This is a genomic window from Morganella morganii (genome assembly GCF_041099235.1).
In the GTDB taxonomy this organism is placed as follows: Bacteria; Pseudomonadota; Gammaproteobacteria; order Enterobacterales; family Enterobacteriaceae; genus Morganella; species Morganella morganii_E.
The window spans coordinates 1-25,969 of the sequence record NZ_JBFZSO010000007.1 but is presented as its reverse complement, the minus strand read 5'-3'; the positions used below and the strand labels follow the sequence as shown (position 1 = coordinate 25,969).

The following is a 25,969-nucleotide window of genomic DNA, read 5'->3' as shown; positions in this document are numbered from 1 at the left end:
GCAGGGCTCCGCGTGAATAACAAAATTGTTCTTATTCGCTGATCCGGCGGTAAATCAGCGGGGTATCTGTAACCGGGCTCTCACTGAGTGTGACCGCCTGACGCACTGCCTGAGCCGCTTCATTCCACGCATCTTCATTATTGGCATGGATCATCGCCAGCGGCATCTGTCCGTCAGCAACACAGTTGATCGGCGCGATATCACTTAACCCGACACTGTAGTCAATCGGGTCGCTGGCCTTACGGCGTCCGCCGCCCAGAGAGACAACCGCCATCCCCAGTGCGCGGGTATCCATTGCGGTCACAATTCCTTCGGTCTCAGCATAGACCGGTTTACTGAGCACTGCCGATGGCAAATAGTGCGGATAACGCTCGATAAAATCAGCCGGTCCGCGCTGTGCGGCAATCATCTGTCCGAAAACTTCCGCTGCTTTACCATTATCCAGCACACGCTGTAATTTTGCTTCCGCCTCTGTGCGGTCAGCCGCCAGTCCGCCGGAAACCAGCATCTCTTTGCACAGCGCCATAGTGACTTCATACAGGCGCGGATTGCGGTACTCACCGGTCAGGAAACGCACCGCTTCACGCACTTCCACCGCATTACCGGCGCTGGATGCCAGCACCTGGTTCATGTCGGTCAGCAGTGCAGTGGTCCGGCAGCCCGCGCCGTTGGCAACCTGTACGATCGCCTGCGCCAGCTGCTCTGATAATTCATAAGTCGGCATAAATGCCCCGGAACCGACTTTCACATCCATCACCAGCGCATCCAGTCCTTCGGCCAGTTTTTTGCCGAGGATAGAGGCGGTGATCAGCGGAATGGAGTCCACGGTTGCCGTAATGTCGCGGGTCGCATAGAAACGTTTGTCCGCCGGCGCCAGTGAGTTGGTCTGGCCGATAATCGCCACACCGGTCTCTTTGATAATACGGCGGAAGGTTTCATCATCCGGAAAAATATCAAAGCCCGGAATAGCTTCCAGTTTGTCGAGCGTGCCGCCGGTATGTCCCAGGCCGCGGCCGGAGATCATCGGGATATAGCCGCCACAGGCAGCCACCATCGGGCCAAGCATCAGGGAGGTCACATCCCCCACGCCGCCGGTGGAGTGTTTATCCACAACCGGGCCCGGTAAATCAAGGTTTTTCCAGTCCAGCACCGAGCCGGAATCCCGCATCGCCAATGTCAGCGAGACACGCTCCTGCGGGTTCATATCATGGAAATATATCGTCATCGCCAGTGCGGCAATTTGTCCCTCAGAGACTGAGTTATCACGCACGCCGTTAATAAAGAAACGGATTTCCTCATCAGAGAGCGGATGTCCGTCCCGTTTTTTGCGAATGATTTCCTGAGCCAGAAACACAGAGATCTCCTTAAAATACCTGATCCGTCCCGGCACCGGAGGTGCCGGGTTAATCAGAAAGCCGGGCGGCAAAAGCGGCCCGGAAAGCGAGATTAATACTTGCTGTCAGATTTGGCGTCTGCGTAACCCAGTGCGTTGAGCAGGCTGGCTAACAGGCTGGATGCGCCAAAGCGGAAGTGACGGGAGTCAGCCCAGCCTTCGCCCATGATACGGTCAGCCATCGCCAGATACAGTGCGGCTTCTTCCGCAGTACGGACACCACCGGCCGGTTTGAAACCAACGGTTTTACCAACGCCCATATCACGGATCACAGTCATCATGATTTCCGCTGTTTCCGGCGTGGCGTTGACCGGCACTTTACCGGTGGAGGTCTTAATAAAATCAGCACCGGCTTTAATGGCGATTTCGGATGCCTGACGAATTAACGCCGGATCTTTCAGCTCACCGCTTTCGATGATCACTTTCAGCAGCACATTGTGTTTCGCACAGGCTTCTTTGCAGGCTTTCACCATATCAAAACCAACCTGTGTATTACCGGCCATCAGTGCGCGGTACGGGAACACCACATCCACATCATCTGCGCCGTAAGCAATCGCAGCATTGGTTTCAGCCAGTGCAATCTCAATGTCATCATTACCGTGCGGGAAGTTGGTGACCGTCGCGATACGCACTTCCGGCGTACCCTGCTCACGCAGAACTTTACGGGCCAGCGGGATAAAACGCGGATAAATGCAGATGGCCGCAGTCTGGCCGGCCGGGCTTTTCGCCTGATGACACAGCGTGGTGACTTTCGCGTCAGTATCATCATCATTCAGGGTGGTTAAATCCATTAAGGACAGCGCGCGCTGCGCTGCGGCGGTTAAATCGGTCATAAAACTCTCCAACGTATGTCTGCGCCGTTGCCGGGCAGACGCAATATCTGAACGATGCAAAATGTGTTGGCGAGCGGGACTTGGTTCCGTGAAGACGTTGTCTCTCTTAAGATAAGAGTTAACGCTGAGATCCTTCTCACCGCGCTGTAATACAGGTGACTGGTAAACAGAATCACCGAATCCGTTATAGGGTATCCATGCCGTATTTGAGCATGTCCCGGCGCTATAATACGTGCCTTTCATCACGTTTATATAACAGCATTTACATCAATACATACAATTATGTGATAAAAATCACGTTAATGGCCTGGTATGCGCAAAATGACAGCACATATTCACGGCATAGTATAGCGCAGGAAAGGGATAAACAGGGAGTGACAGAAAGACAAGTACACTGAATCGGTGAAGTGCACAGGTGAACCGGGTTCACCTGTGCAGGAAGAACATTACAGCGCCAGGAAGAAACCGGCGATGGTTGCACTCATCAGGTTGGAGAGAGTACCGGCCATCACAGCTTTCATACCGAGACGTGCCACGTCTTTACGGCGGTTAGGTGCCATACCGCCCAGGCCGCCCAGCAGGATAGCAACAGAAGACAGGTTGGCGAAGCCGCACAGGGCAAAGGAGATAATCGCTTTGGTGTGATCAGACAGCGGCTGTAAACCGGCAGCAATCACCTGTGCATCCGGCTTCATGTATTCACCGAAGTTCATGAAGGCCACGAATTCGTTGACCACAATTTTCTGTCCGATGAACGAACCGGCGGTCATGGCTTCGCTCCACGGCACACCGATCAGGAATGCGATTGGCGAGAAGACCCAGCCGAGGATCAGTTCCAGTGACAGCTGCGGATAGTCAAACCAGCCGCCGACGCCGCCCAGGATACCGTTGATTAAGGCGATCAGCGCGATAAACGCCAGCAGCATTGCACCCACGTTCAGCGCCAGTTGCATACCGGAAGAGGCACCACTTGCCGCCGCATCGATAATGTTGGCAGGGCGCTCTTCTTCCGCCATACCGGCCATCGCTTCGGTGCGATCATCAAAGTGCTCAGTTTCAGGTACCATCAGTTTCGCGAACAGCAGACCGCCCGGCGCTGCCATAAAGGATGCGGCGATCAGGTACTCCAGCGGAACACCCATCTGCGCATACCCGGCAAGAACAGAGCCGGCCACGGATGCCAGACCACCACACATTACCGCAAACAGTTCTGAATTGGTCATTCCGGAGATATACGGACGTACCACCAGCGGAGCCTCAGTCTGTCCCACAAAGATGTTGGCTGTCGCGGACAGGGATTCGGTACGGGAAGTGCCCAGCAGTTTCTGTAAGCCGCCGCCGAGGATCTTAATCACAAGCTGCATAATGCCGAGGTAATACAGAACGGCAATCAGTGAGGAGAAGAAAACAATAACCGGCAGAACGCGCAGAGCAAAGACAAAACCGCCGCCGCCGAATACCTCGAACATTTTGTCGGATACCAGGCCGCCGAAAATAAAGTCCATCCCTTTCTGGCCGTAGCCGATAACACTGGCGACACCGTCAGACATTGCCAGGAGGATTTTGCGTCCCACCGGGACATAAAGAACCAGTGCGCCGATCAGCACCTGAATAATAAATGCGCCGATAACAGTACGCAGCTTGATTGCCCGGCGATCACTGGAAAACAGTACTGCGATAAAGATCAGTACAGCCATCCCGACCAGACTCATAAGGAGTTGCATGGAAGTATCCCTGTTCACGATAATGAAGATTAATAGCCCTGTTCCGCATGCAGCTCAGAGCAGGACCCTGTGGCGCTGATTATACCCGGTCAGTCCGGTGAACAATCAACTTGCGTCACAAATAACGACTGAAAAAAGTAACAAAAAATACAAAAATATGATGATAATCACATTATTCAACTGTTTTTATCTGAAAATCCTCCCGTAAAGCCGGGAATTGGCGGGTATTTAACCAGATGACGAACATGAAATAACATACGCTTACAATTGTAAGTGATTTCAGGTGATTTGACACACAGAATGCAGGCCGTAACAGGACAAAATCGCGGGAAAATCGATTCAGGAATCTTAATCAGATGATTACAGGGAAAAAAGTGTACAGCTGTTGCGATAAATCTGAGCAGCAATCTCCTCCGGAGACTCACTGCGCAGAGAGCAAAGCACCTCAAACGTGCGGACAATCCGCTCCGGCCGGTTCGGTTCCCCCTGAAAACCACTGAGCGGCATATCCGGCGCATCGGTTTCCAGCAGCAACGCAGAGAGCGGGAGTTGTGAAATTGCCCGCCGGGTTTTCTGAGCCCGGTCGTAAGTAATCGTCCCGCCGACCCCGATGTAATAACCCAGCTTCACAAAGGCATCCGCCTGGGCAAAACTGCCGGCAAAGCCGTGAACCACACCACTGCGGGGTACCGGGTGGCGGCGCAGAACAGCGGCAAGCGTGTCATGGGTTTTGCGGGAGTGCAGAATAACCGGTTTATCTGTCCGCGCGGCCAGTTTCAGCTGAGCAATAAAAAAATCCAGCTGCTTATCCCACAGCGGATCCGCCATATAGCGATCCAGCCCGATTTCCCCGACCGCTACGCATTCTGTCCCGCTTCCGGTGATAAGCGACTCAAGCTGTTCCAGATGTTCAGGGGTGTGTTCCGCAATATAAAGCGGATGCAGACCAAATGCCGCATGCAGACGGGGAAAGGTATCTCCGGATGTCCGGCACAACCCGGCGACAGTAGTGAGGTTCCAGTGACTGACCGCCGGGATAATAATATCGGTCAGCCCGGCCTGTGCCGCGGCGGCCTTGTGGCGGGTAAGATCATCCGTAAAAAACGGGAAATCAAAATGGCAGTGGGTATCAATAAATTGCATTTATTCAGTCCGCCGGCCTTTCCGGTGAGCGTTCCGGTGAATGTAATACAGCGGCGGTGCCGTCAGTGACCGGCAGTTGTGAGTCGCTGTCGTTGGATGCGGGAGGAACCCTCAGTACGGAACTTCGTACCGGTTCATACGATGCCCAGCGCTCACCGAGTGTTGCCAGAAAATAACGTCCGCTGCGGCGGCCCAGCCGGTAATCCTGCATCAGCGTTTTTACCCGGCTGCCGAGCGCGTTACTTGCCAGTGGTGCATTCGGATAAATTTCAGCAATTTCAACCCCGGGCGGTGGTGACTGAATAAACTTTTGTGTCCGGTAATAACTTTTGGCGTGCTGTTTCATCATGGCAACCATCCGTTTCAGATGGCTTTTTTCCAGCCAGCGCTCCATCCGTTTCACCCATTCCGGGGTGTAATAGAGCTGTGACGGCACTGTCCGGATCACCACAATCCGGGTCGCGCCCCGCCGCCATGCCTCAATAACCGGTACCGCATCGCTGATACCGCCGTCATGATACGTGATGCCGTCAATCTCCACCCCTTCACGGTAGAATCCGGGGATGGCGCTGGAAGCTTTGATATATTCCAGCCAGTCTTCTGCCTGCGGGCTGAAATACGCGGCATTCAGATTATCCGCCCGGCTGGCACACATATAAAATTCCTGCCCCTGTTCAAAGCGCCGCAGTGCATGCGCAATATTCAGCGGACATTCCGCAGAGGTTGAAGAAATAAGCCAGTCAAGATCGATAAGATTTCCGCCGCGGATAAAACGCAGCGGATTAAAGAATTGTTTGTCGGTGGTGTAACGGGTGATGACATGACGGGCGTAGCCGCGCTGACCGCACAGATAGGCCGACAGGTTCTGCGCACCGGCAGAGGTGCCTATCAGCAAATCAAACGGGTTAAATCCGGCTTTGAGAAACTCATCCAGCACCCCGGCCGTAAAAATCCCGCGCTGGCCGCCGCCTTCACAGACCAGCGCCAGTTTACCGGTCTCCTGAAGCGGATCAGGCAACCAGGCCAGCGGTGCGATTTTCCCGGGTGTTACCGGGATATACGTTCCCATCCTGTCTTCCCCCGGCGCAGATTACCTGCCGGTTATTTATACTGCCCGATGCTGACTTCCACGGCACGGACACCGGGAACGCCTTTGGCAATATCGATAATTTTTGTACGCTGCGCATCCGTGGTAACAAACCCGGAGAGATACACAGTACCGTTAATGGTTTTCACGGCGATATCATTGCTGTCAATATCATCCGCGCTCAGCAGCTGACCGCGGATTTTGGCGGTGATCGTGCTGTCATCCACCAGCAGCGAGGCATCTTTTACCGCACCATCAAATTTCTGTTCAGCCTGCTTACCCAAATCTTCCGCAGACTGAGAAGCACTGTCCCACGCCTGACCGGCTTTCTGGCTCAGAGATTCCCCCGCCATGGCGGATGCACTGAACAGCGCGCCGCTGACCAGCAGGACGGCCAGTGATTTCATGGTATTGCGCATTATCATCTCCTTCTTCATTTTTATGATGAACATCATCTGTCTGTCAGTGTATCTTAACTCCGGCATAAAAAAAACGCGCCCGGAGGCGCGTGAGATTGCTGACAAAGCAGGATAAAACGTGGTTTTTCCTGCTTTGTGTTATCAGCCGAAAATCAATAGATTGATTTTCCTGGTTTATTTTTACAACCTCTGTCGGTCGTCGCCAATCCCTGCGGGTTTGACAACGGCCTGAACGCGCCCGGAGGCGCGTCATTTTTCTGTCAGTGTTCACGGGTTTTGTGGAAACTCACACCCGGATAACGTTCTGCGGTGAGATTCAGGTTCACCATGGTCGGTGCGATATAAGAGAGGTTATCGCCGCCGTCGAGTGCCAGATGCAGTTCATTTTTACGTTTGAACTCTTCCAGTTTCTTCACATCGTCACACTCCACCCAGCGGGCGGTAGAGACGTTAACCGCCTCATAAATCGCTTCGACGTTGTACTCGCTCTTCAGACGGGCAACCACCACATCAAACTGAAGCACACCCACCGCGCCGACAATCAGGTCGTTGTTGGCCAGCGGACGGAAGACCTGCACCGCGCCCTCTTCAGACAACTGAACCAGCCCTTTGAGCAGCTGTTTCTGTTTCAGCGGATCACGCAGACGGATACGGCGGAACAGTTCCGGTGCAAAGTTCGGAATACCGGTGAATTTCAGAATCTCACCCTGCGTGAAGGTATCACCAATCTGAATAGTACCGTGGTTATGCAGCCCGATAATATCACCGGGATAGGCGCAATCCACATGCGCACGGTCTCCGGCCATAAAGGTCAGCGCATCAGAAATTACCACATCTTTTTTGAGGCGGACCTGATGCAGTTTCATGCCTTTTTCATACACACCGGAGACAATGCGCAGGAAAGCCACGCGGTCACGGTGTTTAGGATCCATATTGGCCTGAATTTTAAAAACAAAACCGGTGAATTTTTCTTCTTTTGCTGTCACTTCGCGGACATCCGTCTGACGCGGCATCGGTGCCGGTGCCCAGGAAACCAGGCCGTCCAGCATATGGTCCACCCCGAAGTTCCCCAGCGCGGTGCCGAAGAAGACCGGCGTCAGTTCACCGGCGAGGAACAGTTCCTCATCAAATTCATGGGATGCGCCCTGTACCAGTTCCAGCTCATCACGCAGCTGTGCTGCCAGCTCTTCACCGACAGCCGCATCCAGATCCGGGTTATTCAGCCCTTTTACGGTACGGACCTCCTGGATGGTATGCCCCTGGCCGGTCTGATACAGATAGGTTTCGTCGCGGTACAGGTGATAAACCCCTTTGAACAGCTTACCGCAGCCGATAGGCCAGGTAATCGGCGAGCAGGCAATTTTCAGCTCGTTTTCCACCTCATCCAGTAACTCCATCGGGTCACGGATGTCGCGGTCAAGTTTGTTCATAAAGGTCAGGATCGGCGTGTCACGCAGACGGGTAACTTCCATCAGCTTACGGGTACGATCCTCAACCCCTTTTGCCGCATCAATGACCATCAGGCAGCAGTCCACCGCCGTCAGGGTGCGGTAGGTATCTTCGGAGAAGTCTTCGTGCCCGGGGGTGTCCAGCAGGTTCACCAGGGCATCGTGATACGGGAATTGCATCACGGATGTGGTGATTGAGATCCCGCGCTGTTTTTCCATCTCCATCCAGTCAGATTTGGCGTGCTGATTAGAGCCGCGGCCCTTGACTGTACCTGCTTTCTGGATAGCCTGTCCGAACAGCAGGACTTTTTCGGTAATAGTGGTTTTACCGGCATCGGGGTGCGAAATGATCGCAAAGGTGCGGCGTTTGGCCACTTCCTGTAAAAATGCATTATTTGACATCTGGGCGTTCTTCTGGGGCTGCGAGGCAGAAACACACGGTTTCCGCCTCTGATTTCTCATTAATGGTGCTTATTTTCGCCCGGTTTGCCCCGTGAAACAACAAAAGCTTGAAAATCCGGCTCCGTCAGTTATCCAGCAGGCAGATACAGGCGATTGCGTCACTCATCTGACAACGTTCCATCAGTGCCAGTAAATCTGCATTAATATCACTCACATGCATTTTCAGTGAGAAATAGGCGCCCAGCAAAAGCTGAACATCACTCTCTTGCAGTGCCCGTTCCTCCGTGGCCGCCAGCGCCGCCAGATTGGTCCGCAAGTAAAAATAATCCATGACCAGCAGACTGAAGTGAGACAAGGCATTGCGGGAACCGGTAACATCACCGGCGAAATTAGCCGTGTGCGGAAACTGACTGTGATACAGCAGATAGGAAAACAGATTACGCAGTGTGTACGGTTGATTCAGACAACTGCTCTGCTGCTGTATTTTCCATTCCGATTGCAGACGCGCCATGTTTTCTTCCGTGCGTTCTGTGGTTTGTTGCTCATCCAGCCCCAGCTGTGTGAGCGTGTTGATATAAGTGGAAAGTAAAAAACTGCCGCTGCGGGACAGGGTCGGAATAAATTTGCCGTAAACACTTAATACTGCGGTCTGAAAACTGACAGGGTGCGGCAGTGCTCTGCGCTCCGCCGTCAGTTCCCCGTTTTCTGTTGCATTGAGCAGAAATTCATACACGCCCTGAATACGATCAAAATTCGCTTCAATGTCATAATTGAGCCTACTGATAAACGTCAGCAGCTGCATAACGGCATAGAGGTTATCCTCAAACTCCGGCGACGGAGCCTGCACCAGATTCAGACACCAGAGGTACACCAGGTATTGCGGATCAGTCAGTACCGCATCCTGCGGTACTTTTTTCAGATACTGCTCTTCTTCTGTCAATTGCATGGCATCGGCGGAAAACAACAACTGACGGACAACTTCCGGACAGGAAAGTGACAAACGTTTAAACGTCGCGTTCTGATATTTTATTTCACTGCGCGGATACTCACGGCAGGTATCACTCATTGCCGAAGGGCCGAGCTTGCTGTAGATCCCGCACAACTTTTTCTCCGTCAGAAACGGACACGTTTTTTCTTCCGTCAGCCGGATATACGCATAAGCACCGGCACGTTCTGACTTGAGGACATGCTCCCGGGAAATCTGTTTAATTTCAATGCTGTCAGCACTGTGATATTTTTTATAGGTCTTTTTATCAATACTGATAAACCAATCCTGACAGCAGTGTGACAGGCATTCGGAACCGACGCATTCAAAGCGCCGGATAAACATCGGTGTGACAATTTTACGGATAAACATGACAAGGCGCGCCTGTGATAAATATATACCATCACAGTAACACGCAGAAAATTACCGAAAGGGATAAAAAAACGCCGTTTTATCTGACTTATCGCTCTATTACATTTCGCGCTATGACATTCCGAAGCTCAGATAAAGCGCCATAATCAGCGCATCCTCTTTACCCTGTGCCGCCGGATAATAGTTCTTCCGCACAGAGACTTCATTAAAACCGAGCGATTCATACAACGCAATCGCCGGGCTGTTTGATGCCCTGACTTCCAGCCAGAGTGTCGCAATCCCTTTTGCTGTCAGGTCTTCAATCACTTTTTCCAGTAACTGACGGCCATAACCTTTTCCCTGATGGTCAGGTGAAACCGCAATATTAAACAGCGTTGCTTCATCCAGTACCGTCTGGTTGATGGCAAATCCGGCCAGTTCCCCGTCTGTTTCCAGTTTCAGGTTATGATAGCGTTCGCCGTGATTGCTGCGGAATGTGGCTTCACTCCAGGGATAAGCGTGAGCGGCCTGTTCAATACGGAATGCGGCGGCAAAATCAGCGGGAAGCAGCGGTGACAGTTTGGTCATAATGATAAATTTGTGTCCATAATCCGCGTTTTGCCTGTGCATCCTGATACAGGTCGGCAAGACGGGGGGAGTGTAATGAAGGCAGTGAATCCGGCAGTTCAGCTTCCGTTCCCGGCAGCCAGCACAGGCAGTTTGTCTGCGCCGGGATACTTTGTACATTATCCGGTGTGATGCAGTAAACATCATCCGCGGTGATATTCAGGCTGCGGAATATATCGCTGAGTAAATCACAGGTGAGATCTGCCTGCTCATCGGTTATGATCAGCAGACGTGCCGAAGCCGGGATCTGTACAGACAGTTCCCCTTTCAGGCGCTGCGGCTGACGCAGTGTCCAGTGGGTGATCCCCATCTGAGCCAGCATTCTGTCTCGTCGCGTCATAATGTATCCCTGAAATAACAAACGACACTATCTTAGCAAAGCGCGCTGCCTGCGCCAATGCTGCCGAATTATGATTTACAGGAGTTAACGGATGTCCATGCTTACCCCGGCCAGTGAAGTGATTTTACGTCATGCAGACGAATTTACCGGGAGCCGTGTCCTGCTTGCCGGGGACATTCAGGATCCCCTTGCTGCACAGCTTTCCGCGCAGTCAGTGTATGTCAGCACCAGCCAGTATCATCAATGGCAGGCCCTGCGTGCCCCGCTGGGTGATCGCACCGCATTTGCGCTGACCGTCAGCCCGGAAGCCGCCGCACAGTGCGACACACTGATCTATTTCTGGCCGAAGAGTAAACAGGAAGCGCTGTTCCAGCTGACACAAATTTTTTCCTGCCTGCCGGTTGGCAGTAATATTTTTATTGTCGGTGAAAACCGCAGTGGTGTCCGCAGCGCGGAAAAAATGACAGAACCGTTCACCGCACTGCGCAAAATTGACAGCGCACGCCGCTGCGGCCTCTATTACGGCGAGCTGACCACTCAGGCACACTTTGCCCTGAAAGACTGGATCGGCAGTTATACTGCGGAAGGGGCGCAAATCGTGACGCTGCCGGGTGTATTCAGCCAGGACAATATTGATGTCGGCAGTGCACTGCTGCTGGAATCACTGAATCAGCCGGTGACCGGGTCACTGCTGGATATTGCCTGCGGCAGTGGCGTTATCGCGACCGTACTGGCAAAACGTAACCCGGGACTGACCCTGACGCTCAGTGATGTCTCAGCCGCCGCCCTTGAAGCCGGACGTGAAACACTGGCACGGAACCAGCTGGAAGGCCGCGTGATCGCCAGTGACGTGTATTCGGATATCAGTGACCGTTATGACTGGATTGTTGCCAACCCGCCGTTCCATGACGGTCTGAACACCAGCTACAGTGCCGCACAGCGCCTTATCTCCGGTGCCAAAGCCCGCCTGAACCGCGGCGGAAAATTGTGTATCGTGGCCAACGCCTTTTTACCGTATCCGGATCTGCTGGACAGCACATTTGGTCAGCATAAGGTTCTGGCGCAAACCGGTAAATTTAAGGTCTACCTGGCTACAAATGCCTAATAAGTAAGCGAAGTCACCAATTTTGATAAAAAATTATTGACGGCGCGGATAAAACCGCTAAAATCCGCCTCCATGCTATCAGTTACAAGATAGTTCTGAATTGCGAGGGTGGCGGAATTGGTAGACGCGCTAGCTTCAGGTGTTAGTGTCCTTACGGACGTGGGGGTTCAAGTCCCCCCCTTCGCACCAATCAGATCTTATCACACACAATTGACAGCAGATTGAATGACAGTACCTGCGAGGGTGGCGGAATTGGTAGACGCGCTAGCTTCAGGTGTTAGTGTTCTTACGGACGTGGGGGTTCAAGTCCCCCCCTTCGCACCACTGTTATGACAATCTTCTGACACCACCTCCCGGATATCACATCCTCAGATGCTCGAACCAGAGCAGACTTCCCAGAACGAACGCAATCCCTGCCGGTATCAGCAGGAAATGACGCAGTACACGGTTATACAGCATCGGCATTGTCAGCAGGATCACCACTGCTAACGCAATACGGGCAGCATTCTGTTCATGCCCCTGTGATAAAAACAACACGACCGGTATCAGCGCCAGCATCATGCCACCGACCCCGGTTAACTGCTGCCAGAAAAACGATGAAAGCGGGTGTTTGATTTGCATCACAGCCACTCCTTACAATAACGAAATGAGAATCATTCCCGTTATCATAAGTAATCTGCCGCCTGTTGCAACCGATTTTTCGCATAAAATGCAAAAAAGGCACATGATTATATACCTGAAAATCATACACCTATAATTAATGCGTCTATAAATTGAACGGATATTAATGTGTTAAATGATCAGTTCCGGAAAAGAAACACAAAATGAATATCTTCCGGTTCAAGGGCAAACAGCGCCGGATCCGGCTTTGCGATCAGTTCACATCCCAGATGCTGATAAAAATGCACGGTATTTTCTGACGGAATGGATGAAACATAAAATCCCTTTGCGCCCATCTCTTTTGCTGCCGTTTCACAGCAGACAAAGAGCTGACGGCCAATCCCCCGGCCACGGTACGCCTTACTGATATGCAGGAAGGAGAGCTGACGCAGCGCCGTTTCATCTTCCTCAAATGCCACCGGGCGCGGATCAACACTGGCAGCAGCCACCAGCGTCTCTCCGTCAAATACCCCGGAAAACGGTGCGCCGCGATCAAAACTGTCCAGCAGGATCGGCGTGTAATGCTCCGCCTCGCCCTCCGGCCAGTCGCGCATGTCAAAGCGCTGCGCGGAGAGCACCAGCTCCCCGTGCTGATGCAGATACAGATGTTCAATCAGTTCAGTCCGGTCGATTGACCAGACCTGCGGTATTTCCTGCCGCTCAAGCTGTCTCGTGAGAAGTGTCATCATTTGTTGTCTCTGTTTTTATATCTGCGACACCTTCTAACACATGATATGCCACAGAGCAAAACAGAGAGTTCAGACGCTTCATATCCCCCAGCAGCCCGATATGTAACCGGCTGCTGCCGATGCTCTGCAGATTATTGACATGCAGCCGCTCCACATGGGCAAAAGAGTAACGCTGATTAAGCAGACGGAACCGGTGTTTTGCCCGGCGCAGCCGCCGCGCATTATCCACATCCCCGGAAACAAACACTGACATCGCCAGATTGAGGTTATTCTGCAACCGCGACATCATGGTAGTCAGTTCACCGTAGCCGTCTTTCGAGAAGATACGCTGCGGGTCGGTTGTCTGGTTCGCCACATCGTGGGACATCCGCCCGATAATCAGGGAGGACTGCTGAAGTGACATCGCGGTATCAATCACCTCTGCCCAGCGCCGGGAATCGCTTTCCCCCAGTTCGGTTTGCTGTAGCTGTGCCAGATAGAGCTTGATACTGCTGTGCAGAAGCTCCGCTTCTTCTTCCAGGTGGCCGATCAGCCGTTTCTGCTCACCTTTTCCCGCCAGCTGACTGTCAAAACGCTGAAGCATCTGTTCAATCACATCCCCCAGCCGCAGGGTTTCCCGCACCGCATTAGCCAGTGCCAGAGACGGGGTATCCAGCGCGCTCTGATCCAGATAACGGGGGGCTGCACTGTCCTCTTCCGCCTCCGGTTCGGCGATCAGCCGCTGACACAGCCGCGCCATCGGTTTCACCAATGCCAGCATCAGTACACAGCGGACCAGGTTATAGACCACATGGAAATAAATAACGACTTCCGCCGCCGGCAGATTGTACTGGCCGACCCAGAGCGCCAGCGGTTTCACCCACGGCAGCACCAGCACACAGCCAATCAGTTTGAACAGCATACTGCCGAGCACCACCTGACGCGCAACCGCATTCTGACCGCGGCTGCTCAGCATGGCCAGGAACCCGCTGCCGAGATTGGAGCCGATGACAATCGCCAGACTGATATGCAGCGGCACCAGACCGGTGGCACTCAGTGTGGCCGTCAGCAGAACCGCGGCCAGGCTGGAGTAGCTGACCATCGCGAATAATGCCCCCACCAGCAGCGCCAGCACCGCATCCCCGCTCAGTGAAGTAAAAATAGCCTGAACAGCGGATGCCTGTGTAATCGGCTCTGCGGAGGCAACAATAAGCTGAAGCGCCAGGATAATCAGACCCAGCCCGATACCAACCCGCCCGAGCTGCCCTGTCCGGCTCTTTTTCTGACTCAGAAACGTAGTGACCCCCGCCAGGATCAGCAGTGGTGAGAGCCAGGAAAGATCAAACGTCAGCACCCGTGCCATCAGTGCCGTCCCGACATCCGCCCCCAGCATAATCACCAGGGCGGGCGGCAGCGCTATCATGCCCTGCGCCACAAACGAGATCACCAGCAATGCGGTGGCATTACTGCTCTGCACCAGCGCAGTTACCCCCAGACCGGCGAGAAACGCCCGTGATGTTTTCCGGATGCTCTTTCCGAGCAGCCGCCGCAGATCCGCGCCAAAGACACGCATAATCCCTGTCCGGACAATGTGTGTCCCCCAGACCAGCAGCGCAACCGATGAAAGAAGATGGAGTAATGTCAGCATAAGGGTCCCGTTAAAACGATCAGATCAACGGTATATCACACAGGTACTGTTCCACAATGTGATAATGGTAATAAACACCGCCGCCATCAGAAGAAAAAAATCGCATAAAACACACAGTTTTACGGAATACAGGATATCTGTCCCGGAGCCGGGACATCGGATAAGTATACCTTATGGTAAATATATTTCAAAAATCATCATGTTACAAAAAATAATAAAAAACCGCCGGCACAGAGTACCGGCGGCAGCCACTGCTGAAATCAGCAAAATGATACAATCAACATGAAGAAAAGCACTTCAGAACAGTGTGAATATCAGGTACCGCAGATTACTTCAGTTCCATCGCGTCCCGCATGGTGAAGAACAAATCAGTCTGATCCGTCAGACCCACCACATTCGCCGCACCCGGACCGTAAGCTGCCACACGCAGCTGGGCACCGGTATGCTCCTGCGAATCTGATTCCGAGTTACCGTAGTTAACTGCCATCACGCTGCCGTCTTTGGTCAGCAGTGCCTGAGTCAGCCCCGGTGAGACTACATCCGCTTCAATAATCTGGCTGGAATGAGCATGGTCAGCGGTGACAATCACCAGCGTATCACCATGTTTTTTCGCGTATTCCATACCGATCTGCACAGCTTCATCCAGCGCGACAGTTTCGCCGATCTGGCCGCAGGCGTTTGCCGCGTGATCCTGTTTATCGATAGAGGCGCTTTCCACCTGTAAGAAGAAGCCTTTTTCATGATCTTTAAGCAGATCAATGGCTTTTTCAGTCATCTGAGCCAGTGTCGGGGCATTAGGGTCCAGTTTTGAACTTGGTTTACATTCCACGACAGGTTTATCGAGGTTACCGCGGTAGGAAGCTTTCGGGCCTTCCCACGCCACTTCCATATTGCCGTCACTGAATAGTCCGAGCACCGGTTTATCCTGGTTTGCCGCTTTTACATCCGCCAGTGATTTTGCATCTTTCACAACCAGATAACCGCGTGCCGCCGCCTGCTCTTCCAGGGTTTTCCCGGCATAGTCCCCGGCTTTGGCTGTCTGACGGAAACTCTTCGCGCCGCCGCCGAGCGTGACATCTGCACGGGCATTCAGCAGCTGCTCACTGATAGAGCCCAACCCGCCGTTTTCCAGTGCATCCGCACTGCAGCGCTCTGCGGTTTCTTCCGGGCCGTAGCATTTACGCTGGCTGATATGTGAGATCAGGGCTGCCGGCGTGGCATCCTGAATTTCAGATGTGGTGACATTCCCGGTCGCTTTGCCGTTTTTCTTTGCCAGCTCAAGAATGGTGGTGTGCGGTTTGCCGGTAACATCGATGCCCAGCGCCCCGTTATAGGTTTTCACGCCGGACGCCCAGGCAGTCGCAGAGGCAGCGGAGTCAGTAACATAATTCGGTTTCTGTGTTTTCTTGTCGAGCGCATACGTGGTGTACTGGCCGGTCAGCGGCAGGGCATCAATCCCTTTAAACACGCCGCCCGCGCCTTCTGCATAGTTACGCGCCACGGTAATTTCGGAATCACCCATTCCGTCGCCGATAAACAGAATCACATTTTTTGCTTTGGTCTGACCGATAGCAGCTTTGAGTGCCTCAGTCTGATCGGATGACAGACGGCGCGCACCGCCGAACTCCGTAATATTGCCTTTGGCGGCGCGATCCTGTGCCAGAATCGCATCTGCATTCCCCGCTGCAACTGCCGGTAATGCAGAGCCCGTCAGCAGTGCCAGGACGGCAGCTGCAACCCGTGTTTTCATCGTCGCATGAAGCATGAGCAGAATCCTTGTCATTAATAAAAAGTAGTCAGTTATCAACGCAGGACAGCCTAATCCGCTCTTATGACATCAGCGTGACACTATTGTGACCTCTTTGTGTCAGTCAGGTACATCAGTCCGGAATGCAGGGTTTCGCACCATGAGACATAGTCATGTCCGCCCGGACGCTCTTCACGGGTAACCTCATAACCTTTTTCCTGTAAAACCTGATGCAGCGCCCGGTTGTTATGCAAAATCCCGCCGGCACCGGCACGGGTTTCAAACACACCGGCCTCAAGGAAAAACCGCAGCGGAAGTTTGTGAGTACCTGCAAACTCGCGAATCAGCCATTCCGGCGGCTCTCCCTCCGGTGACCACCAGTAAGAGCCGGACATACTCAACACATTGCCAAAACGGTGAGGTAATTTCATCGCATTCCAGGAAGATGCAAGACCACCGTAACTGCTGCCGGAAACAATGGTCCGCGCTGCAGGGATATTAATACCCTGCTGTGCCAGCCACCGCATCAGTTCTTTGTCCAGAAACTGCGGGAACAGCTCATTCGGCGGCAGTTCTTTGCCGCGCTGCTCACTGCTGATACTGTCCACCATCACCACATACAGCGGCGGGATTTCCCCGCGCTTCACCCACTGATCAATAAATGTGACGATATGATAGTTTTTGCGGTATATCTGCCCGTCAAACAGCACCAGCAGCCAGGGCTCCGCACCCGGCTCCGGCGGGGTATACACCGCAATTTCCCGCTGGTTATTCAGGATATCGCTGTGCAGCTGATGCAGTGCCACCGTACCAAAAACCGGTTGTTGTCCGGGCGTCCGGAAGTCACATACTCTGTTGTTATCTAACGCGATAATGGCATGACGATTGAATTCATCCGCCCCGTCTGCACCCGCACTCAGCGGGTTACGCGGATCCGCCTGTGCAGTGCTCAGCAGCGCTTTGCGGCGGGCACCTTCAACAGAACGGTCAAGCTGCGGAATATCCGGGGCGATTTTATACTGGCTGACAGTCTCTGCGGGAACAATGTAGGAGCGATACCAGATATCGGTATCATTCAGTCTGGCCATCGGATCATGCTGTCCGGAAGGTGCACCAAGTATGTAAGCATTCACTTTTGCACCACGCCAGAGGAAAGTGATCCGTTTGTGGTGCTCGTCATACTCCTCAACCAGCGGAGTTTCTGTCACCGCCTGCCAGAAAGCCGAGGTATCACCCCCGTTAACCAGCGTTATCAGCTGCTGCAGGCGAACACTGTCCACCGGCAGGGAGAGGTTTTCAACCAGCGGCTGATACGGATAGTTAGTAAGCGCTAACTTCCATTCAGAGCCCGGTACCCCCTGTGAGGTCAGCGTCCAGGTGTCATCAAACGGTAATGTAAATGTCACAGATTGCATTTCTGTGACAGGATTGTCGGTAAGCAGCATCCGGCGGGGTGTCATCTGACTGTCATAGAGTGACAAATCACGGATATTCTCACTTTCAGCGGTCACAACCTGTTTTTCAGACAGCGGCAACTGCACACAGGCCTGTCCGTTGTGATCAAACGTGCCGGTAATCATCATCGTCTGTTTCTCATCCGGGGCTGAGAGCGACTGACAGGAAGAAGAGGCCTGCGCGGAAAATGCAGAAAATGCCGCGCAGCAGAGCAGAGTTTTTTTCACGTCGCTGATCCTTTAAAATCAGTAATAATTATCATTATTATTTATCAGCTTCGTATTTTTATGCCACCGGACGGAAAAGTCAAACCGCCACATCAGACAGCAGGCTCTCTTCCGGCTCTCCGGCAACCCATACCGATGTACATACCTTTTCCAGCAATGCCTTATTGTGACTGAACACCACCAGCCCGAGTGGCCGTCTCTCTGATTCTTCAATCAGTACCTGCCAGATCTGCGCCTGAATATGTGCATCCAGCTGCGCGGTCACCTCATCGGCAATCAGGAAGCGGGTACGCGGATCCAATGCCCGCAGCAGTGCGATTCTTGCCAGTTCCCCGCCGGATAATTCATCCGGACGGCGTTCCAGCCAGTGGGGCTCAATGCTGAGCTTTTCCAGCCATTCTGCATCCGGTTTCCAGGCATCATATAACCCGGCACCGGTCGTACGGTACGGATTAAAACACTTCTCAGGATGCTGCGGTACCAGCTGTACCGGACAATAGCCGGTTTTCGGTACCGGCTTGCCGTCGAGCAGCAGTTCCCCGGCATACGGTTGCTGCCACTGTGCCAGGATCCGCCCCAGCGTTGTTTTCCCGAACCCGCTGGGTGCGGAGATCCCCAGACGCTCACCGGCATTCAGCCGGAAAGAAAGGCCGTTCCACAATGTTTTTCCGCCCTGGATAACCTGTAAATCGCGGATTTCAAACATACGCTTTTCCTCTCTGCTGATTTATCCCGTTATCATAACAACTAATTTCCCGCAGACACACGGCTTTCCGTCAGCAACCCGATGCACTCCTGAGCACCACGTTTAAGCACATCCCCTTTCCGGCTGACAATATGCACCGGCAGCACCAGACCATTGCGGGTATTGCGGAATGACAGCACCTTCAGTGTTCCGGACGCCACTTCCGCCCGGATCATCGATTCCGGCAGATTCCCCCAGCCGATACCCGCCTTAACCAGTCCCAAAGCCATCGAAAAATTATCAGTCTGCCAGGTTTTCGTCGCCATCTGTGAACGCACATCAGTGAGAGAATGGTGAAGACTGGCAATAACGATTTGTTTCGCCTGTACCAAATCCTCAATATAAACAGACTGTTGCTGAGATAAAGAAGGATGCGTGGCTGAAATGGTGGCCACCAGGGCCTCATGACCGATACAGTGAAACTGCTCGCGCGGATCCACATACAGCCCGCCGAAAACCAGTGCCAGCTGGATCCGCCCCTGATGCAGCAGCGGCAGAATGTCATCCTGTGACCCGGATAAAATTTCCGTTTTCAGCAGCGGATAACGCTGATTCAGTATCTGTAGTGCAGAAAACAGATCCTGCGGATTCACACAGGTTGCAACCCCCACCGCCAGTGTGCTCTCCACATCCTGCGTCAGCTCGCGGGTAAACACATTCAGCTGATGAATTTTATCGGTTATCTCTCTGGCATACGGTGCCAGCGCCAGGGCTCTTTCTGTCGGTACCGGCGCTCTGCCCGAACGTTCAAACAGTGCAAAACCCAGTTCAGCCTCCAGATTACTCACCGCCATACTGACCGCTGACGGCACCCGGTGCAGTGCCCTTGCGGCGGCTGAAAATGAGCCTTTCTCCAGCACTGTCAGAAAAAGCTGTAAATTATCACTGTTAAACGGCATTTCCCCTCCTGCCTGTCAGAAAATCTGATAGTAGCTGACTTTTATTATCATCTCTATTGATTTACTTTCCCTGCATTCTTTACAGTAAACAGCAGCAGGATATCAATATGCAGGGTTTAAAACGAAAACTGGTCTTTATCACCGCTTATGAACTCATCGGCTGGGTCATTTCATCAGTTGCGCTGGCTATACTTTCCGGCAATTCAGCCGGTGTGACCGGGCCGCTGGCGCTGGCAATTACCACCATCGCCGTCAGCTGGAATTTTATCTTTAATACATTGTTTGAATTCTGGGAATCCCGCCAGATTTCCCGCATCCGGACATTCCGCCGCAGATGCGTACACGCCATTCTGTTTCAGCTGACGCTGGTGGTGTTCCTTATCCCGCTGATTGCATGGTGGTTATCGGTCAGTTTAATACAGGCTTTCCTGCTGGATTTTGCCCTGATTATTTTTATCCCGATTTATACATTCTTCTTTAACTGGGCATTTGACAAACTCTTTGGGGTTCCGGCCTCTGCATTACCCCGGGAAGAGACAGTCACACATTAATAACGATATTAAAAAAGCCATACCTGAGAAACGGTATGGCTTTTTATCTGATAAAAATAAACATCAGAAACTGACTTTTAATCCGATATAAGCACTGATCGGTGATTCATTTTTATCCCCGTGACGATAACCCAGGCTGCCGGTTATCCGGGTATCCGGGGTCAGTTCAATCGTTGCCCCCATCTGATATTTACCGGTAGTGGTTTCATTTCTTGCGGAAAAATCTTTTTTATTCAGTGTCACTTTATTATTTTTCACAAACTCATGTGAAACACCGATATTCACAAAAGGACTGACGCTGATGTCATTAATTTTCGTCTTCATGCTGAGACGTGACCCTACTTCCCCGTTTACACTGTCACTGTTATGCGCATGAATATCCATTCCGTTCGATAACTGATATTTTGCCTCACTGAAACGGCTGTAATCTATCCGCCCGTAAGGCGTTAAGCTGATTTCCGGTGTAATATCCAGTTTTTTTCCGGCTTCCGCACTAACGGTCAGCGCATTTTGCTTAAATGAGCCGTCAACTGCTCCGCCACCACTGCTTTGAGTACTAACACGATTTTTAAAATGCGAGCCTTTCAGCATACCGGCGATATACCAATCCTGATATTGCCAGTGGGTATAGCCACCGATAGCAAAACTGTCCGTATTTCCCTGCCCCGGCGTATAATCAAATGTCGATCGGGTTTTCCCTGCGCTGGTAAATAAACCGAATGCAATATCACCGTAACGCGCTTTATTGACTTTATCGTAACCAATTTCCAGAATATTCAGGCTGTTTCTGAACGCACTGCTTTTACTGTCACTGAACTTTGCGTTGTCATAACGGTAATTTGCCCATGCACCATATTTTTTATCTGACAAACTGTCTGTAATATGACGGCGTGACGGGCCGGATATATTCTCACTGCGCAGTATCTGACGATTCACTGATGCCATTGATAACCCGGCCAGTGCGCTGTTGGACAGTACATCCCGTAGCTCAGGTATACTGGTATCATCAGTAATATCCTTTCCGGTTTCTGTATCAATTTCCTGAATATACTCATCGTTTTTATCAATATCCGGTTCGCCCTGAGTTTCTCCGTCAGGATCAATATCCGGGTACGGAATATGGTCTGCTTTTGTCGCTAAATACCAGGTTGATTTCCCGTTACTCTTTATACCTTTAATCAGCCGGTATTTATAAATCCCCAAATCAATCACGCCATTATTTCCGGCCAGTTTGAATTCAGCATCACCTTTATTAATTTCAATCAGTTCAACTGTTTCATCCGGATCAACAATATCCTTACCGGTATCATAAACATTAACACTGAAATCACCGGTGGCATTATTGGTTACCACTAACTTATCACTGACATCATCAGCAATCTGAGAATGAAATGAAAACGCCCCCTGTCCGCTGAGATTTTTTACCACTAATTCATTAAATATTGCATCCGCACCCTTTATTTTCGGGTTCAGACTGACGGAGCCATGATCTAAATGAAGCTTATCAATATTAGCGACCTGAAAATAATTTATCGGATTAACATTAATATCACGACCTTCCCACTTTATATTATAATCCTCATTCCTTTCCTCTGTTAGTTTATCCTGAATTAAGAGATTACCAGAAAGATTAACTTTCTCTATTACTGTATTTTTGTCATTACTATAAAAATTATCATTATCCAGAATAATAAATGCCTGCCGGTCAACATTCAGAGCCCCCCGGCTTTCTCCGCCAACAAAAAAACGCAGAACCCCCATTTGACCTACTGATGTATTACTGACAAGACCATTTTTATCAACATTAACAATTCCCTTACCAATAATTTGCGTGTCCGTTGCCTTTCCGCCACCAAATATATAGACCTGTCCATCAAGGTTTGCCGGCACATATAAATTTTGACGGCTTCCGCTGTTCAGTTCAGAAGCGGTTCTCGGCGCACCTACCTTGGCTTTATCCAGGATACCGCCATCATCCACCTCAACACTGCCATGATCAAAAATCCAGCTGTTGATTGACTTTCCGCCCTTACCAATCGTCTGTCTCCCGTCATCACCAGACCCCGGCTTAATACCAACCTGATTATCGATAACGGTCTTATTCGTCACATCCTTTTCATATTGATAGGTTATCGCCGCCGACGCTGTCATTGAATTGACTAAAAGTACGCCGCAGATTGCATTTGCCAATACTGTCTTTTGCATCATCTTTTGATTTCCTTATTCATCCGTTATATCCTGCTGACAAACAGAAATTAGAACAAAAATTCGCCGGATGACGCTATCAGGATAAAAGGAATTATTAGCAGTCTGATAACTCAGAAAATAAAAACAGACGGCAATAATAAACAACTGAAAGAACATCATGAAAAGGATGTCATTATGAGAAAATCAATATTATTATTTATAATACTATTCAGTTTCAGGGTAATTGCTGAACCACTAACGCCTCATGAGTTGAATACACTGAGAAAAAATCCTGAGCAGGCAGCTGAACAAATTGTTGCAGCAATGAACCAGACAGAGAAAATCGGTCAGCTGATGATGCTTGACTTTCGCTATTGGGATATGTTCCGGAGTCCTGTTCCTATTCCTGTTATTAATATAAATAACGATATCAAAGATATTATCTATCATTACAGGTTAGGAGGGGTTGTATTATTCAGAGAAAATTTAATTGATACTCCGCAAACAGTAAAACTGATTAATGATATTCAATCCTCCCGTTATCGTCTTCCGTTATTTATCAGTACTGACCAGGAAGGGGGTTATATCACCCGGTTACGGGTCGGTACAGAAATGCCCGGAAATATGGCTCTGGGTGCTGCCCGTGATCCGGAATCAGCAAGATTAACCGGTGAAATTCATGGCAGTGAATTATCCGCTCTGGGATTTAACATGAATTTTGGCCCGGTTGTGGATATCAATAATAATCAACATAATCCGGTTATTGGTGTACGGGCTTATTCAGACAGAAAAGAGCTGACAGAAACCCTGTCAGCCGCCTATATCCGTGGTATTCATCAGTACAGGCTTATCACTGCTCTGAAACATTTTCCCGGCCACGGTAATGTCTCAGCAGATTCACATGTCGCTCTTCCGGTTGTCACATCAGATGAGAAAAGCTGGCGGCAGACAGAATTACCGCCATTTATTTATGCACTGCAACATGGTGCAGACGCAGTTATGACTGCACATATTATTGTACCGGCACTGGACGACACAAAAATAAAAACCCGTGACGGCTCAGAAGCGGGTACACCGGCAACATTATCCAAACCTATTCTGACCGGTATATTACGCAATGAATTTCATTTTCAGGGACTGATAATTACAGATGCCATGGATATGAAAGCCATCACTGATAACTTTGAGCTCAATTTTGCCGTTGAGCACGCTCTGTCCGCAGGCGCAGATATTATTCTGATGCCGGTAAAAATGTGGGATGAAGAAGCGGTGAAGCGCCTTGCCACTTTATACCGCTATCTGGATGAACAGGCACAAAAAAATCCGGAACTGCAGCAACGTATCGATGAATCAGCAAAACGGGTGGTTCTGATGAAACTGAATAACGCCCTCAGCGCGGCACCGGCAGATCCGGTGAAAGCGCAAAAAATTGTTGCTTCTGTACAGCATAAAAATCAGGAAAATAAGATTTCGGAACAGGCTGTTACTGTTATAAAAAATGACGACATCCTGCCTTACCAACTGAAACCGGAGAATAAAATTCTGGTAATTTCCGATGAATATCCACGTAATCAGTTAATTAAAAAACATCTGAATGATATTGCACGGGAAACGGAAACCCGTATTCATGTCACTACACAAAAAATAAAAACGGATCAGAAAACGTTCTCTGAAAAGAGAGTAAGCACTATGATCAGCGGGCAGGATCTTATTTTACTGGTCACCTACAACCTTAGAGAGCGTGATACAAATGCGCAATTTATCATCAACTCCGCTAATAATGCAGATATGCCTTTAGTCGTGATATCGTCACGGGATCCATACGATATTGCGAATCTGAGTAATGTAAAAGCCAATATTGCTATCTATGGTATTACCGGATTTGATATTACAAATGGTCAGCGTAATGCACTGGAAACTAATATCCGGAGTGGCTTACGGACGTTATTCTCAGGTAAAAATGCCTGTCCGCTTAATTATCCCGGCGGACGTTTACCCGTAGATATTAAAGATCCGGAAAGTGGTATTATTTTATACCATTATGGCACAGGGGAAACCTATGATAGGCAGGATTGAAAAGATACCTGTTGAATTTACTCTGTAACCAGTAACATTGAAATAAGGAGCAAAAAATGAATTTATCCCGTACTGCTGTAATATTGGGTATCGCCGGTCTGAGCATCAGCTTTTCTGCTGTAACAGTGGCGGAGGAAAAAGGATCGAGTCCTCTGGAGCAATGCTATCAGTCTGTCGGGGATGCACCACGGACAAAAATTGCAGGCTGCCTGGATGCAAAGCTGAATACCGCAAATGCCCGGCTGAATACGATTCTGGCACAGCAAAAACAGGAAATTGCATCACTCAATTCCGCCGGAAGTGAACAAGCTATTCAGTCACTAAACCTGTCACACTCTACCTTTATTGCTTTTCGCGATGCTGAATGCCGGTATCGCTATGATGCAACTCTCGGCGGTAGTGGTGCCGGCGATATCATGAAAGCCTGTCAGATTGAATTAACAAATTGGCGGATAAAACAGCTGCAGGAAAATTAATTTACAGAAAAAACAGCAGGTCATGTTATTCATGACACAAATAACTGACCTGAATATTTAAACCACAGCCCTTATTAACCTACTGTTTTTATTAACTAATTTTACAAATCCATCCTGCAAATGTCATCAGGTATTTATCAGATACTGACACGGATTACTTACCATACTGATCATCCCCGGTAATATTTATTACTGCTGTGTAACCGCCCCCTCTGTCTTTTCCTGAAATAACTAAGGTAGTTAAGAGCAGTATCCCTATTATAGGCAGGATACCATTGTTAATTTGATTATCCGGATGTCTGCTGACCAGGTGATTCAGTTTGTCCGGGTGATTTTAAGTAAATAAAATCTGGAGAATATCAGGATGATGAAAATATCGTTGTGATGATAGATAAAATGTAATCAGCACAGGTAGCAGGTTACCCCTGTAATCCGGCGCAGGCTGTAATTTTTCTTTTCCCCAAACGCAAAAAAGCCACCCAAAGGGTGGCTTCTTCACTTAATAATAACCTGGCGGTTCCCTACTCTCACATGGGGAGACCCCACACTACCATCGGCGCTACGGCGTTTCACTTCTGAGTTCGGCATGGGGTCAGGTGGGACCACCGCGCTACGGCCGCCAGGCAAATTCGTTTAATCCAAAACAAGCTTTCACAGTAAATGACTTCTGTCTCTTCACTGTGCTGAAAAATTCTCTCGTCTCTCAACTCAAAACACCTTCGGTGTTGTCAGGTTAAGCCTCACGGTTCATTAGTACTGGTCAGCTCAACGCA

The 25,969-nt window shown here is 50.6% G+C and carries 22 protein-coding genes, 2 tRNA genes and 1 rRNA gene; 6 read left to right on the top strand and 19 right to left on the bottom strand.

The features are described 5' to 3' along the window. Nucleotides 1-31: 31 nt before the first annotated feature. From deoA to AB7038_RS12540, 10 genes are all read right to left on the bottom strand, one after another. Entirely contained in the window at nucleotides 32-1,354 is a 1,323-nt protein-coding gene (gene deoA, locus AB7038_RS12585) for a thymidine phosphorylase (RefSeq protein ID WP_368899303.1), read from the bottom strand. 92 nt (nucleotides 1,355-1,446) lie between these two features. Beyond that, nucleotides 1,447-2,226, bottom strand: a complete 780-nt coding sequence (gene deoC / locus AB7038_RS12580) for a deoxyribose-phosphate aldolase (protein ID WP_369453427.1) — start codon at nucleotides 2,224-2,226, stop codon at nucleotides 1,447-1,449. Between the two features lie 446 nt (nucleotides 2,227-2,672). Further along, a complete protein-coding gene (locus AB7038_RS12575; protein WP_186849687.1) occupies nucleotides 2,673-3,938 on the bottom strand; it encodes a NupC/NupG family nucleoside CNT transporter in 1,266 nt (421 codons plus the stop codon). 372 nt (nucleotides 3,939-4,310) lie between these two features. Continuing rightward, nucleotides 4,311-5,093 carry a TatD family hydrolase gene (locus AB7038_RS12570; RefSeq protein ID WP_369453426.1) on the bottom strand — a complete coding sequence of 261 codons (783 nt, stop codon included), beginning with the start codon at nucleotides 5,091-5,093 and terminating at the stop codon, nucleotides 4,311-4,313. A gap of 4 nt (nucleotides 5,094-5,097) precedes the next feature. Then, nucleotides 5,098-6,162 (bottom strand): patatin family protein, encoded by a 1,065-nt coding sequence (locus AB7038_RS12565; protein ID WP_368889808.1) that lies wholly within the window; start codon nucleotides 6,160-6,162, stop codon nucleotides 5,098-5,100. A 32-nt stretch (nucleotides 6,163-6,194) separates the two neighbouring features. Further along, the gene (locus AB7038_RS12560; RefSeq protein WP_004242077.1) at nucleotides 6,195-6,599 is read right to left on the bottom strand and encodes a BON domain-containing protein; all 405 of its coding nucleotides are present in this window, start codon (nucleotides 6,597-6,599) and stop codon (nucleotides 6,195-6,197) included. 260 nt (nucleotides 6,600-6,859) lie between these two features. Continuing rightward, nucleotides 6,860-8,449, bottom strand: a complete 1,590-nt coding sequence (gene prfC, locus AB7038_RS12555) for a peptide chain release factor 3 (RefSeq protein WP_369453425.1) — start codon at nucleotides 8,447-8,449, stop codon at nucleotides 6,860-6,862. Between the two features lie 124 nt (nucleotides 8,450-8,573). Beyond that, complete coding sequence (gene fliB, locus AB7038_RS12550; RefSeq protein ID WP_369453424.1) at nucleotides 8,574-9,806, bottom strand: flagellin lysine-N-methylase; 1,233 nt, start codon at nucleotides 9,804-9,806, stop codon at nucleotides 8,574-8,576. Between the two features lie 111 nt (nucleotides 9,807-9,917). Next, nucleotides 9,918-10,373 (bottom strand): ribosomal protein S18-alanine N-acetyltransferase, encoded by a 456-nt coding sequence (rimI, locus tag AB7038_RS12545; RefSeq protein WP_349418951.1) that lies wholly within the window; start codon nucleotides 10,371-10,373, stop codon nucleotides 9,918-9,920. Next, entirely contained in the window at nucleotides 10,342-10,752 is a 411-nt protein-coding gene (locus tag AB7038_RS12540) for a DNA polymerase III subunit psi (RefSeq protein ID WP_368889811.1), read from the bottom strand. The genes rimI and AB7038_RS12540 overlap by 32 nt, the downstream gene beginning before the upstream one ends. Nucleotides 10,753-10,843: 91 nt before the next feature. Between AB7038_RS12540 and rsmC the strand changes: the two genes are divergently transcribed. The 3 genes from rsmC (at nucleotide 10,844) to AB7038_RS12525 (ending at nucleotide 12,181) form a co-directional block, all read left to right on the top strand. After that, entirely contained in the window at nucleotides 10,844-11,857 is a 1,014-nt protein-coding gene (gene rsmC, locus AB7038_RS12535; protein WP_369453423.1) for a 16S rRNA (guanine(1207)-N(2))-methyltransferase RsmC, read from the top strand. Nucleotides 11,858-11,959: 102 nt separating this feature from the next. After that, nucleotides 11,960-12,046, top strand: a tRNA-Leu gene (locus tag AB7038_RS12530). 48 nt (nucleotides 12,047-12,094) lie between these two features. Further along, nucleotides 12,095-12,181 (top strand) — tRNA-Leu (locus AB7038_RS12525). 36 nt (nucleotides 12,182-12,217) lie between these two features. Here AB7038_RS12525 and AB7038_RS12520 read toward each other — a convergent pair. The 7 genes from AB7038_RS12520 to AB7038_RS12490 form a co-directional block, all read right to left on the bottom strand. Beyond that, nucleotides 12,218-12,478, bottom strand: a complete 261-nt coding sequence (locus AB7038_RS12520; protein WP_187305401.1) for a DUF1435 family protein — start codon at nucleotides 12,476-12,478, stop codon at nucleotides 12,218-12,220. Nucleotides 12,479-12,657: 179 nt separating this feature from the next. Further along, a complete protein-coding gene (locus AB7038_RS12515) occupies nucleotides 12,658-13,206 on the bottom strand; it encodes a GNAT family N-acetyltransferase (RefSeq protein ID WP_368889814.1) in 549 nt (182 codons plus the stop codon). Beyond that, nucleotides 13,178-14,833 carry a Na/Pi cotransporter family protein gene (locus tag AB7038_RS12510; RefSeq protein WP_368889815.1) on the bottom strand — a complete coding sequence of 552 codons (1,656 nt, stop codon included), beginning with the start codon at nucleotides 14,831-14,833 and terminating at the stop codon, nucleotides 13,178-13,180. Before AB7038_RS12510 ends, AB7038_RS12515 begins: the two co-directional genes overlap by 29 nt. A 328-nt stretch (nucleotides 14,834-15,161) precedes the next feature. After that, nucleotides 15,162-16,598, bottom strand: a complete 1,437-nt coding sequence (gene phoA, locus AB7038_RS12505; RefSeq protein WP_072871996.1) for an alkaline phosphatase — start codon at nucleotides 16,596-16,598, stop codon at nucleotides 15,162-15,164. A gap of 83 nt (nucleotides 16,599-16,681) precedes the next feature. After that, a complete protein-coding gene (locus tag AB7038_RS12500; protein WP_368889816.1) occupies nucleotides 16,682-18,262 on the bottom strand; it encodes an alpha/beta hydrolase-fold protein in 1,581 nt (526 codons plus the stop codon). Between the two features lie 79 nt (nucleotides 18,263-18,341). Next, a complete protein-coding gene (locus AB7038_RS12495; RefSeq protein WP_072871994.1) occupies nucleotides 18,342-18,968 on the bottom strand; it encodes an ATP-binding cassette domain-containing protein in 627 nt (208 codons plus the stop codon). 41 nt (nucleotides 18,969-19,009) lie between these two features. After that, nucleotides 19,010-19,906, bottom strand: coding sequence for a LysR family transcriptional regulator (locus AB7038_RS12490; RefSeq protein WP_049245686.1), 897 nt, complete (start codon nucleotides 19,904-19,906; stop codon nucleotides 19,010-19,012). Between the two features lie 107 nt (nucleotides 19,907-20,013). Between AB7038_RS12490 and AB7038_RS12485 the strand changes: the two genes are divergently transcribed. Further along, nucleotides 20,014-20,457 carry a PACE efflux transporter gene (locus tag AB7038_RS12485; RefSeq protein WP_368889818.1) on the top strand — a complete coding sequence of 148 codons (444 nt, stop codon included), beginning with the start codon at nucleotides 20,014-20,016 and terminating at the stop codon, nucleotides 20,455-20,457. 63 nt (nucleotides 20,458-20,520) lie between these two features. Here AB7038_RS12485 and AB7038_RS12480 read toward each other — a convergent pair whose 3' ends face one another. Continuing rightward, complete coding sequence (locus AB7038_RS12480) at nucleotides 20,521-22,665, bottom strand: autotransporter outer membrane beta-barrel domain-containing protein (protein ID WP_369453422.1); 2,145 nt, start codon at nucleotides 22,663-22,665, stop codon at nucleotides 20,521-20,523. A gap of 174 nt (nucleotides 22,666-22,839) precedes the next feature. Between AB7038_RS12480 and AB7038_RS12475 the strand changes: the two genes are divergently transcribed. Further along, nucleotides 22,840-24,720 carry a glycoside hydrolase family 3 protein gene (locus AB7038_RS12475; RefSeq protein ID WP_369453421.1) on the top strand — a complete coding sequence of 627 codons (1,881 nt, stop codon included), beginning with the start codon at nucleotides 22,840-22,842 and terminating at the stop codon, nucleotides 24,718-24,720. Between the two features lie 56 nt (nucleotides 24,721-24,776). After that, a complete protein-coding gene (gene umoC, locus AB7038_RS12470) occupies nucleotides 24,777-25,196 on the top strand; it encodes a lysozyme inhibitor LprI family protein (protein WP_072871990.1) in 420 nt (139 codons plus the stop codon). Between the two features lie 508 nt (nucleotides 25,197-25,704). On the opposite strand, the gene rrf is transcribed toward umoC, so the two are convergent. Further along, nucleotides 25,705-25,820, bottom strand: a 5S ribosomal RNA gene (gene rrf, locus AB7038_RS12465). Between the last annotated feature and the right edge of the window lie 149 nt (nucleotides 25,821-25,969).

Coding starts and splice junctions, on each gene's coding strand:
- AB7038_RS12560 (WP_004242077.1), bottom strand. CDS start 6,599: ATGCGCAATACCATGAAATCACTGGCCGTCCTGCTGGTCAGCGGCGCG.
- AB7038_RS12480 (WP_369453422.1), bottom strand. CDS start 22,665: ATGATGCAAAAGACAGTATTGGCAAATGCAATCTGCGGCGTACTTTTA.
- AB7038_RS12495 (WP_072871994.1), bottom strand. CDS start 18,968: ATGTTTGAAATCCGCGATTTACAGGTTATCCAGGGCGGAAAAACATTG.
- AB7038_RS12515 (WP_368889814.1), bottom strand. CDS start 13,206: ATGATGACACTTCTCACGAGACAGCTTGAGCGGCAGGAAATACCGCAG.
- AB7038_RS12575 (WP_186849687.1), bottom strand. CDS start 3,938: ATGAGTCTGGTCGGGATGGCTGTACTGATCTTTATCGCAGTACTGTTT.
- fliB (WP_369453424.1), bottom strand. CDS start 9,806: ATGTTTATCCGTAAAATTGTCACACCGATGTTTATCCGGCGCTTTGAA.
- AB7038_RS12570 (WP_369453426.1), bottom strand. CDS start 5,093: ATGCAATTTATTGATACCCACTGCCATTTTGATTTCCCGTTTTTTACG.
- umoC (WP_072871990.1), top strand. CDS start 24,777: ATGAATTTATCCCGTACTGCTGTAATATTGGGTATCGCCGGTCTGAGC.
- prfC (WP_369453425.1), bottom strand. CDS start 8,449: ATGTCAAATAATGCATTTTTACAGGAAGTGGCCAAACGCCGCACCTTT.
- AB7038_RS12540 (WP_368889811.1), bottom strand. CDS start 10,752: ATGACGCGACGAGACAGAATGCTGGCTCAGATGGGGATCACCCACTGG.
- phoA (WP_072871996.1), bottom strand. CDS start 16,598: ATGCTTCATGCGACGATGAAAACACGGGTTGCAGCTGCCGTCCTGGCA.
- AB7038_RS12485 (WP_368889818.1), top strand. CDS start 20,014: ATGCAGGGTTTAAAACGAAAACTGGTCTTTATCACCGCTTATGAACTC.
- rsmC (WP_369453423.1), top strand. CDS start 10,844: ATGTCCATGCTTACCCCGGCCAGTGAAGTGATTTTACGTCATGCAGAC.
- AB7038_RS12510 (WP_368889815.1), bottom strand. CDS start 14,833: ATGCTGACATTACTCCATCTTCTTTCATCGGTTGCGCTGCTGGTCTGG.
- AB7038_RS12520 (WP_187305401.1), bottom strand. CDS start 12,478: ATGCAAATCAAACACCCGCTTTCATCGTTTTTCTGGCAGCAGTTAACC.
- AB7038_RS12490 (WP_049245686.1), bottom strand. CDS start 19,906: ATGCCGTTTAACAGTGATAATTTACAGCTTTTTCTGACAGTGCTGGAG.
- AB7038_RS12475 (WP_369453421.1), top strand. CDS start 22,840: ATGAGAAAATCAATATTATTATTTATAATACTATTCAGTTTCAGGGTA.
- rimI (WP_349418951.1), bottom strand. CDS start 10,373: ATGACCAAACTGTCACCGCTGCTTCCCGCTGATTTTGCCGCCGCATTC.
- deoC (WP_369453427.1), bottom strand. CDS start 2,226: ATGACCGATTTAACCGCCGCAGCGCAGCGCGCGCTGTCCTTAATGGAT.
- AB7038_RS12565 (WP_368889808.1), bottom strand. CDS start 6,162: ATGGGAACGTATATCCCGGTAACACCCGGGAAAATCGCACCGCTGGCC.